This is a genomic window from Pseudomonas sp. TE24901 (genome assembly GCF_054058375.1).
Genome location: NZ_JBSSAF010000009.1, coordinates 311,020 through 317,019, shown reverse-complemented (window position 1 = coordinate 317,019; position 6,000 = coordinate 311,020). Strand labels below are relative to the sequence as shown.

The window sequence follows — 6,000 nt, the reverse complement described above, 5'->3', positions numbered from 1 at the left end:
GCCGATGGTAGTGTGGGGTTTCCCCATGTGAGAGTAGGTCATCGTCAAGATTAAATTCCAAAACCCCATTTGCGAGAGCAGATGGGGTTTTGTTTTGGGCGGTCGAAACGTATTTGACGTTTTTGTTGCATAACCTTTTCGCGCTAAGCTCCCGCCTTTCTATGCAATGGCCTTACGCATGGCTATCATGCGTGCCTCATTGTGAGGCGATACTTGCATGCTGACGTTGTTGAAACTCTTGAAAGACGGTCGATTCCACTCTGGAGAGGCATTGGGTGCCGCCTTGGGCATCAGTCGCAGTGCTGTCTGGAAGCAACTGCAGCATCTGGAGACCGAATTGAGCCTGCCTATCCATAAAGTTCGAGGGCGGGGATATCAGCTGGCATCGCCTTTGATCTTTTTGAGTGCCGAAGAGATCAACTCAAATGCGCCTGCCTTGGGCTGGCCCGTCCATATTTCAGACTCCATTGACTCCACCAATGCTGAAGCGTTGCGCCTTGTCGAGACTGGCTGTGCCGCGCCGCTCCTGGTGCTCGCAGAGCAGCAGACGGCAGGGAGAGGACGGCGAGGTCGGACGTGGGCCAGCCCATTCGCGCAAAATGTGTATTACAGCCTCGTACTGCGCATTGAGGGTGGGCTGAGGCAGCTGGAGGGATTGAGTCTCGTCGTCGGGTTGGCTGTCATGCAGGCTTTGCGTGAGTCTGGGGTGCAAGGCGCAGCGCTGAAGTGGCCAAACGACGTTCTGGTCGGTCGGAAGAAAATTGCCGGAATCTTGCTGGAGTTAGTCGGGGATCCCGCTGATATCTGTCACGTTGTCCTTGGGGTTGGAATTAACGTGAATATGCAGAGGACTGCAGACGTTGATCAGCAGTGGACCTCGGTGCAGTTGGAAGCGGGTTTACCCCTTGACCGCAACCTTCTTGTTGCAAGACTTGGCCTGCAACTGCAGCACTACCTGGACCGGCATAAGGCCTCCGGGTTTGCGGCGCTCCAGGAAGAGTGGGAGCAGAATCATTTGTGGCAGGGTAAGGCTGTTTCCCTTATAGCGGGGGTTACTCACATTGACGGGGTGGTCTTGGGCGTCGATCGTCAGGGGGCATTGCGGTTGAGTGTTGAGGGGGTCGAAAAGACGTACAGCGGTGGTGAATTAAGCCTGAGGTTGCGTGATGATTCTTGAGCTCGACTGTGGGAACAGCTTCATCAAGTGGCGTGTGCTTGATTTGCCAGCGGTAGGTGCGTTTGCAGAAGGCGTTGTCGGTTCGGATGTCGCGTTGATAGATAGCTTGTCAGCGCTGCCAGGCCTCTTGCTGACACGCTGCCGTTTGGTGAGTGTTCGCGCGTTGGAGGAAACGAGCAAGTTGGTGGCGGCCTTGGAGGCCGCTTTTGGGGTTGTCGTGTCCTGTGCTGCGCCCGCGCGCGACATGGCGGGCGTTCGCAACGGGTATGAGGCGTTTGAGCGCCTCGGGCTTGATCGCTGGTTGGCAATGCTCGGTGCTTTCAAATTGGCCTCGGGTGCCTGCCTGGTACTTGATTTCGGTACTGCGGCAACGGCCGATTTTATTGCTGCAGATGGTGAGCACCTAGGAGGCTTCATTTGTCCTGGCATGCCGCTAATGCGTAACCAGTTGCGAACTCATACCCGTAAGATACGTTACGACGATGCTGCAGCCGAGCAGGCATTGGCGCGCTTGTCGCCAGGTCGTACCACCGTAGAGGCGGTCGAGCGCGGCTGTACGCTCATGCTGAGAGGGTTTGTGCTGACTCAGCTGGAGCTTGCTCGAAGTTACTGGGGGGATGAGTTCACGGTGTTTCTCACCGGTGGGGATGCCGAGCTCGTTTCGGAGGCCGTGCCTCAAGCTCGGCTTGTTCCGGATCTGGTCTTCGTTGGCCTGGCGATGGCGTGCCCTTTGTCCTGAGGTGTTTATGCGTTGGCTGTTTTTGCTTTTGCTGGTCCTCAATGCGTTCTACTACATTTGGCATCAGCAAGAGGCGCCGTTACGGGCAAAGGATGTCACTCCTCTGAGTCTCTACAGGGGCTCGCAGCAGGATATCCGCCTTCTGAGTGAATCCTCCGATGCGGTGCAAAAGCGCGACAGGGCCAAGGCCTCTGAGGTGAATGCCTGTTTGTACCTGGGTGGCTTTGCGGATCAGCGACAAGCATTAATGCTTGAGCAGCGCCTCGTCAGTCTGGATATAAAGGTCAAGATGCAATTGCTCAATACGCAGGAGGCCTCTGGTTACTGGCTCCGTGTTGCCCCTGAAAGCAGGCGCCTCGCTGATGATCTGCCCTTTGAAAACCTTGCTAAGGAATTCAATGAGTTAAAACATAAAATAATGTTGTGCGAAGGCGTTGCAACTCTCGATTAGTTTGCATAGAATGGCGCCCGCTTCGCAGTGAAGACCTTTAAGGTCAACGGTGTGAAGCGAAGGTCAATGCAGCTAACCTCATATTTTTAAATGAGAAAATGCTTGACAGAAGGTCGGCATGATGTAAAATGCCGGCTCGCTTAGGAGGGGTTCCCGAGCGGCCAAAGGGATCAGACTGTAAATCTGACGTCTACGACTTCGAAGGTTCGAATCCTTCCCCCTCCACCATTTTTAGCGTGAGCTGCAAGCTCCGCGGGTATAGTTTAGTGGTAGAACCTCAGCCTTCCAAGCTGATGATGCGGGTTCGATTCCCGCTACCCGCTCCAAGTTTGCAGGTTGTGCAATGTGTTTCGCTCTTGTAGCTCAGTTGGTAGAGCACACCCTTGGTAAGGGTGAGGTCAGCGGTTCAAATCCGCTCAAGAGCTCCATATAACAAGGCAGATATGAAAATATCTGCCTTTGTTTTAACAGCTGCCTCGGCTTGATGGTGTTCTGCTTGGCTTTGTTGCTGGGTGATTTCAAGTCTCTTGGGGTTGGTTGTTGTAAAGTCTTTTTCAGGCCTGCATAATGGTCGGCCTGATTTTGTTTTAGGTCAGTAGCTCAATTGGCAGAGCGACGGTCTCCAAAACCGTAGGTTGGGGGTTCGATTCCCTCCTGACCTGCCAGATTCACGTGGTGTGTCTGGCTTTCTTTTCACAGGATCTTCATAGATGACTCCTAAGGCTGAAGCTCAAAGCTCTCGTTTCGATCTGGTCAAGTGGCTCGCCGTAGTCGCGTTGGTGGTCGTAGGCGTTGTCGGCAATCAGTACTATTCTGCTTCGCCGATCCTGTACCGTGTGCTCGCATTGCTTGCTCTTGCTGCTGTAGCTGCCTTTGTAGGCCTGCAGACCGCTAAGGGCAAGTCTTTCGCGGTCCTGGTAAAGGAAGCTCGCACCGAAATTCGTAAAGTCGTTTGGCCGACTCGCCAAGAAACCACGCAGACCACCCTGATTGTCGTGGCTGTTGTTCTGGTTATGGCGTTGCTGTTGTGGGGTCTTGATTCCCTGCTCGGTTGGCTTGTTTCCTTGATTGTTGGCTAAGGGTGTCCCGTGGCTAAGCGTTGGTACGTTGTGCATGCTTACTCGGGTTACGAGAAGCATGTTATGCGCTCTTTGCTGGAGCGCGTAAAGCTGGCAGGCATGGAAGATGGCTTCGGCGAAATTCTGGTTCCCACTGAGGAAGTGGTCGAAATGCGGAATGGCCAGAAGCGCAAGAGCGAACGCAAGTTCTTTCCAGGCTACGTGCTGGTTCAAATGGACATGAACGAAGGTACTTGGCACTTAGTCAAAGATACCCCTCGTGTCATGGGTTTCATCGGCGGTACCGCTGATAAACCTGCTCCAATCACTGACAAAGAGGCGGAAGCAATTCTGCGTCGTGTTGCTGATGGCAGCGACAAGCCTAAGCCGAAGACGTTGTTCGAGCCGGGTGAGGTTGTTCGTGTTACAGATGGTCCGTTTGCTGATTTTAACGGCACTGTCGAAGAAGTTAACTACGAAAAGAGCCGGATCCAAGTGGCTGTGCTCATTTTCGGTCGCTCTACTCCGGTAGAGTTGGAGTTCAGTCAGGTCGAGAAGGTCTAGCTGAGCAAGCATCCCAACCCCACAGTCCTAGGCTGTGGGGTTTTGTCGTCACTGGGATAAACGCGCAAGTAACCGGGGAGCCTTTCGAGGCGTTTGAACCCGTAATTGGAGTGCCTCATGGCCAAGAAGATTACCGCTTACATCAAGCTGCAAGTGAAGGCCGCTCAGGCCAACCCAAGCCCACCCGTCGGTCCAGCTCTGGGTCAGCACGGCGTGAACATCATGGAATTCTGCAAGGCCTTCAACGCCCGTACTCAGGGTCTTGAGCCAGGTCTGCCGACTCCGGTGATCATCACTGTATACAGCGACCGTAGCTTCACTTTCGAAACCAAGTCGACCCCGGCTTCGGTTCTGCTGAAGAAAGCTGCTGGTCTGACTAGCGGTTCCGCTCGTCCTAACACCGTTAAGGTTGGCACCGTAACTCGTGCTCAGCTGGAAGAAATCGCGAAAACCAAAAACGCGGATCTGACTGCAGCTGATATGGATGCAGCCGTGCGTACCATCGCCGGTTCTGCTCGTAGCATGGGCCTTAACGTGGAGGGTGTGTAATGGCTAAGCTGACCAAGCGCCAAAAGGCTATCGCCGGCAAAATCGAAGCGGGCAAGTCCTACAACTTTGTAGACGCTGCCGCCCTGCTGACCGAGCTGTCGACTGTCAAGTTCAGCGAGTCCGTTGACGTTGCTGTAAACCTGGGTGTTGACCCACGTAAATCCGACCAGGTCGTTCGTAGCGCAACTGTGCTGCCACACGGTACTGGCAAGACTGTACGTGTAGCTGTCTTCACCCAAGGCCCGGCAGCTGAAGCTGCTCTGGCCGCCGGCGCTGACCGCGTTGGCATGGATGACCTGGCTGCCGAAATGAAAGGCGGCGACCTGAACTACGACGTGGTTATTGCCTCCCCGGATGCAATGCGCGTTGTAGGTCAGTTGGGTCAGATCCTCGGTCCACGTGGTCTGATGCCTAACCCTAAAGTCGGCACCGTAACCCCAGACGTAGCTACCGCGGTTAAAAACGCCAAAGCTGGTCAGGTTCGTTATCGCACCGACAAAAACGGCATTATCCACACCTCCGTTGGCAAGGTCGGTTTCGACGCCGTCAAGCTGAAGGAAAACGTTGAAGCCCTGATCGCTGATCTGAAGCGTATCAAGCCAGCTTCCTCGAAAGGTATCTACGTCAAGCGCGTTACCCTGAGCACCACTATGGGCCCAGGTCTGGTCATCGACCAAGGCTCGCTGGACGTATAAGACACAGATTGGCGCGAGAGATTGCGCCAATTGAAAAATTGGGGTCCCTGCCTGGCGGGGGCTATCCAAGACCGTAGGCGACGCAAGTCTTAAACCACAAGCCTACGCAGATGGTGCTCCCGGTTCCTTACCGAATCAGACACCAAAACGACATCCGGCTCCGGCCAGATGAAACGGTAACAAGCAGGAGTTAAACCCGTGGCAATTAATCTCGAAGACAAGAAGGCCATCGTCGCTGAAGTCAACGAGGCTGCCAAAGCTGCTCTGTCCGCTGTCGTGGCTGATGCCCGTGGTGTGACAGTAGGCGCTATGACCGGACTCCGTAAAGAGGCTCGTGAAGCTGGCGTATACGTACGTGTTGTACGTAACACCCTGCTCAAGCGCGCTGTTGCTGACACTGAATACAGTGTTCTCAACGACGTGTTCACTGGCCCGACTCTGATCGCGTTCTCCAAAGAACATCCAGGCGCTGCTGCCCGTTTGTTCAAAGAGTTTGCCAAGAGTCAGGATAAGTTCGAGATCAAGGCAGCTGCGTTCGAGGGCAAGTTCCTCGCAGCTAACCAAATCGACGTACTGGCAACACTGCCGACCCGCGACGAAGCCATTTCGCAGCTGATGAGCGTGATTCAAGGCGCTACCAGCAAGCTGGCTCGTACTCTGGCCGCAGTTCGCGAGCAAAAAGAAGCTGCCGCAGCCTAAGGCTGAGCGACTTCTCTCGCGTATTTTTGTTTATTTCGATGGCCGAGTAGGCCGTCCCCCAATTCAGG

Annotated in this window: 8 protein-coding genes and 4 tRNA genes; all 12 read left to right on the top strand. The window is 54.5% G+C overall.

Features of this window, described 5'->3' with window-relative positions:
• Window positions 1-217: 217 nt before the first annotated feature.
• The 12 genes from birA to rplJ all read left to right on the top strand — a co-directional run bounded on the left by birA (window position 218) and on the right by rplJ (window position 5,932).
• On the top strand, window positions 218-1,177 hold the full coding sequence (gene birA, locus ACVWVP_RS20080) for a bifunctional biotin--[acetyl-CoA-carboxylase] ligase/biotin operon repressor BirA (RefSeq protein ID WP_259175048.1): 960 nt from the start codon (window positions 218-220) through the stop codon (window positions 1,175-1,177).
• Window positions 1,167-1,916, top strand: a complete 750-nt coding sequence (locus ACVWVP_RS20075; RefSeq protein ID WP_178924231.1) for a pantothenate kinase — start codon at window positions 1,167-1,169, stop codon at window positions 1,914-1,916. The genes birA and ACVWVP_RS20075 overlap by 11 nt, the downstream gene beginning before the upstream one ends.
• Before the next feature lie 7 nt (window positions 1,917-1,923).
• A complete protein-coding gene (locus ACVWVP_RS20070) occupies window positions 1,924-2,367 on the top strand; it encodes a hypothetical protein (protein ID WP_457407658.1) in 444 nt (147 codons plus the stop codon).
• A 143-nt stretch (window positions 2,368-2,510) separates the two neighbouring features.
• Window positions 2,511-2,595 (top strand) — tRNA-Tyr (locus ACVWVP_RS20065).
• Between the two features lie 24 nt (window positions 2,596-2,619).
• Window positions 2,620-2,693: transfer RNA gene (locus tag ACVWVP_RS20060), tRNA-Gly, on the top strand.
• A gap of 26 nt (window positions 2,694-2,719) precedes the next feature.
• Window positions 2,720-2,795, top strand: a tRNA-Thr gene (locus ACVWVP_RS20055).
• Between the two features lie 161 nt (window positions 2,796-2,956).
• Window positions 2,957-3,032: transfer RNA gene (locus ACVWVP_RS20050), tRNA-Trp, on the top strand.
• Between the two features lie 45 nt (window positions 3,033-3,077).
• Window positions 3,078-3,446 (top strand): preprotein translocase subunit SecE, encoded by a 369-nt coding sequence (gene secE, locus ACVWVP_RS20045; protein WP_003194658.1) that lies wholly within the window; start codon window positions 3,078-3,080, stop codon window positions 3,444-3,446.
• A gap of 9 nt (window positions 3,447-3,455) precedes the next feature.
• Window positions 3,456-3,989: a transcription termination/antitermination protein NusG gene (gene nusG, locus ACVWVP_RS20040; RefSeq protein WP_003176436.1), complete on the top strand. Its 534-nt coding sequence runs from the start codon at window positions 3,456-3,458 to the stop codon at window positions 3,987-3,989.
• A 117-nt stretch (window positions 3,990-4,106) separates the two neighbouring features.
• A complete protein-coding gene (gene rplK, locus ACVWVP_RS20035; RefSeq protein WP_003176435.1) occupies window positions 4,107-4,538 on the top strand; it encodes a 50S ribosomal protein L11 in 432 nt (143 codons plus the stop codon).
• On the top strand, window positions 4,538-5,233 hold the full coding sequence (gene rplA, locus ACVWVP_RS20030; RefSeq protein WP_003176434.1) for a 50S ribosomal protein L1: 696 nt from the start codon (window positions 4,538-4,540) through the stop codon (window positions 5,231-5,233). The genes rplK and rplA overlap by 1 nt, the downstream gene beginning before the upstream one ends.
• Window positions 5,234-5,431: 198 nt before the next feature.
• A complete protein-coding gene (gene rplJ / locus ACVWVP_RS20025; RefSeq protein ID WP_016969477.1) occupies window positions 5,432-5,932 on the top strand; it encodes a 50S ribosomal protein L10 in 501 nt (166 codons plus the stop codon).
• Window positions 5,933-6,000: the final 68 nt, after the last annotated feature.

Bases quoted from the DNA above. Each gene is read 5' to 3' on its own strand.
- secE (WP_003194658.1), top strand. From the start codon at position 3,078: ATGACTCCTAAGGCTGAAGCTCAAAGCTCTCGTTTCGATCTGGTCAAG.
- ACVWVP_RS20070 (WP_457407658.1), top strand. From the start codon at position 1,924: ATGCGTTGGCTGTTTTTGCTTTTGCTGGTCCTCAATGCGTTCTACTAC.
- birA (WP_259175048.1), top strand. From the start codon at position 218: ATGCTGACGTTGTTGAAACTCTTGAAAGACGGTCGATTCCACTCTGGA.
- rplK (WP_003176435.1), top strand. From the start codon at position 4,107: ATGGCCAAGAAGATTACCGCTTACATCAAGCTGCAAGTGAAGGCCGCT.
- rplA (WP_003176434.1), top strand. From the start codon at position 4,538: ATGGCTAAGCTGACCAAGCGCCAAAAGGCTATCGCCGGCAAAATCGAA.
- ACVWVP_RS20075 (WP_178924231.1), top strand. From the start codon at position 1,167: ATGATTCTTGAGCTCGACTGTGGGAACAGCTTCATCAAGTGGCGTGTG.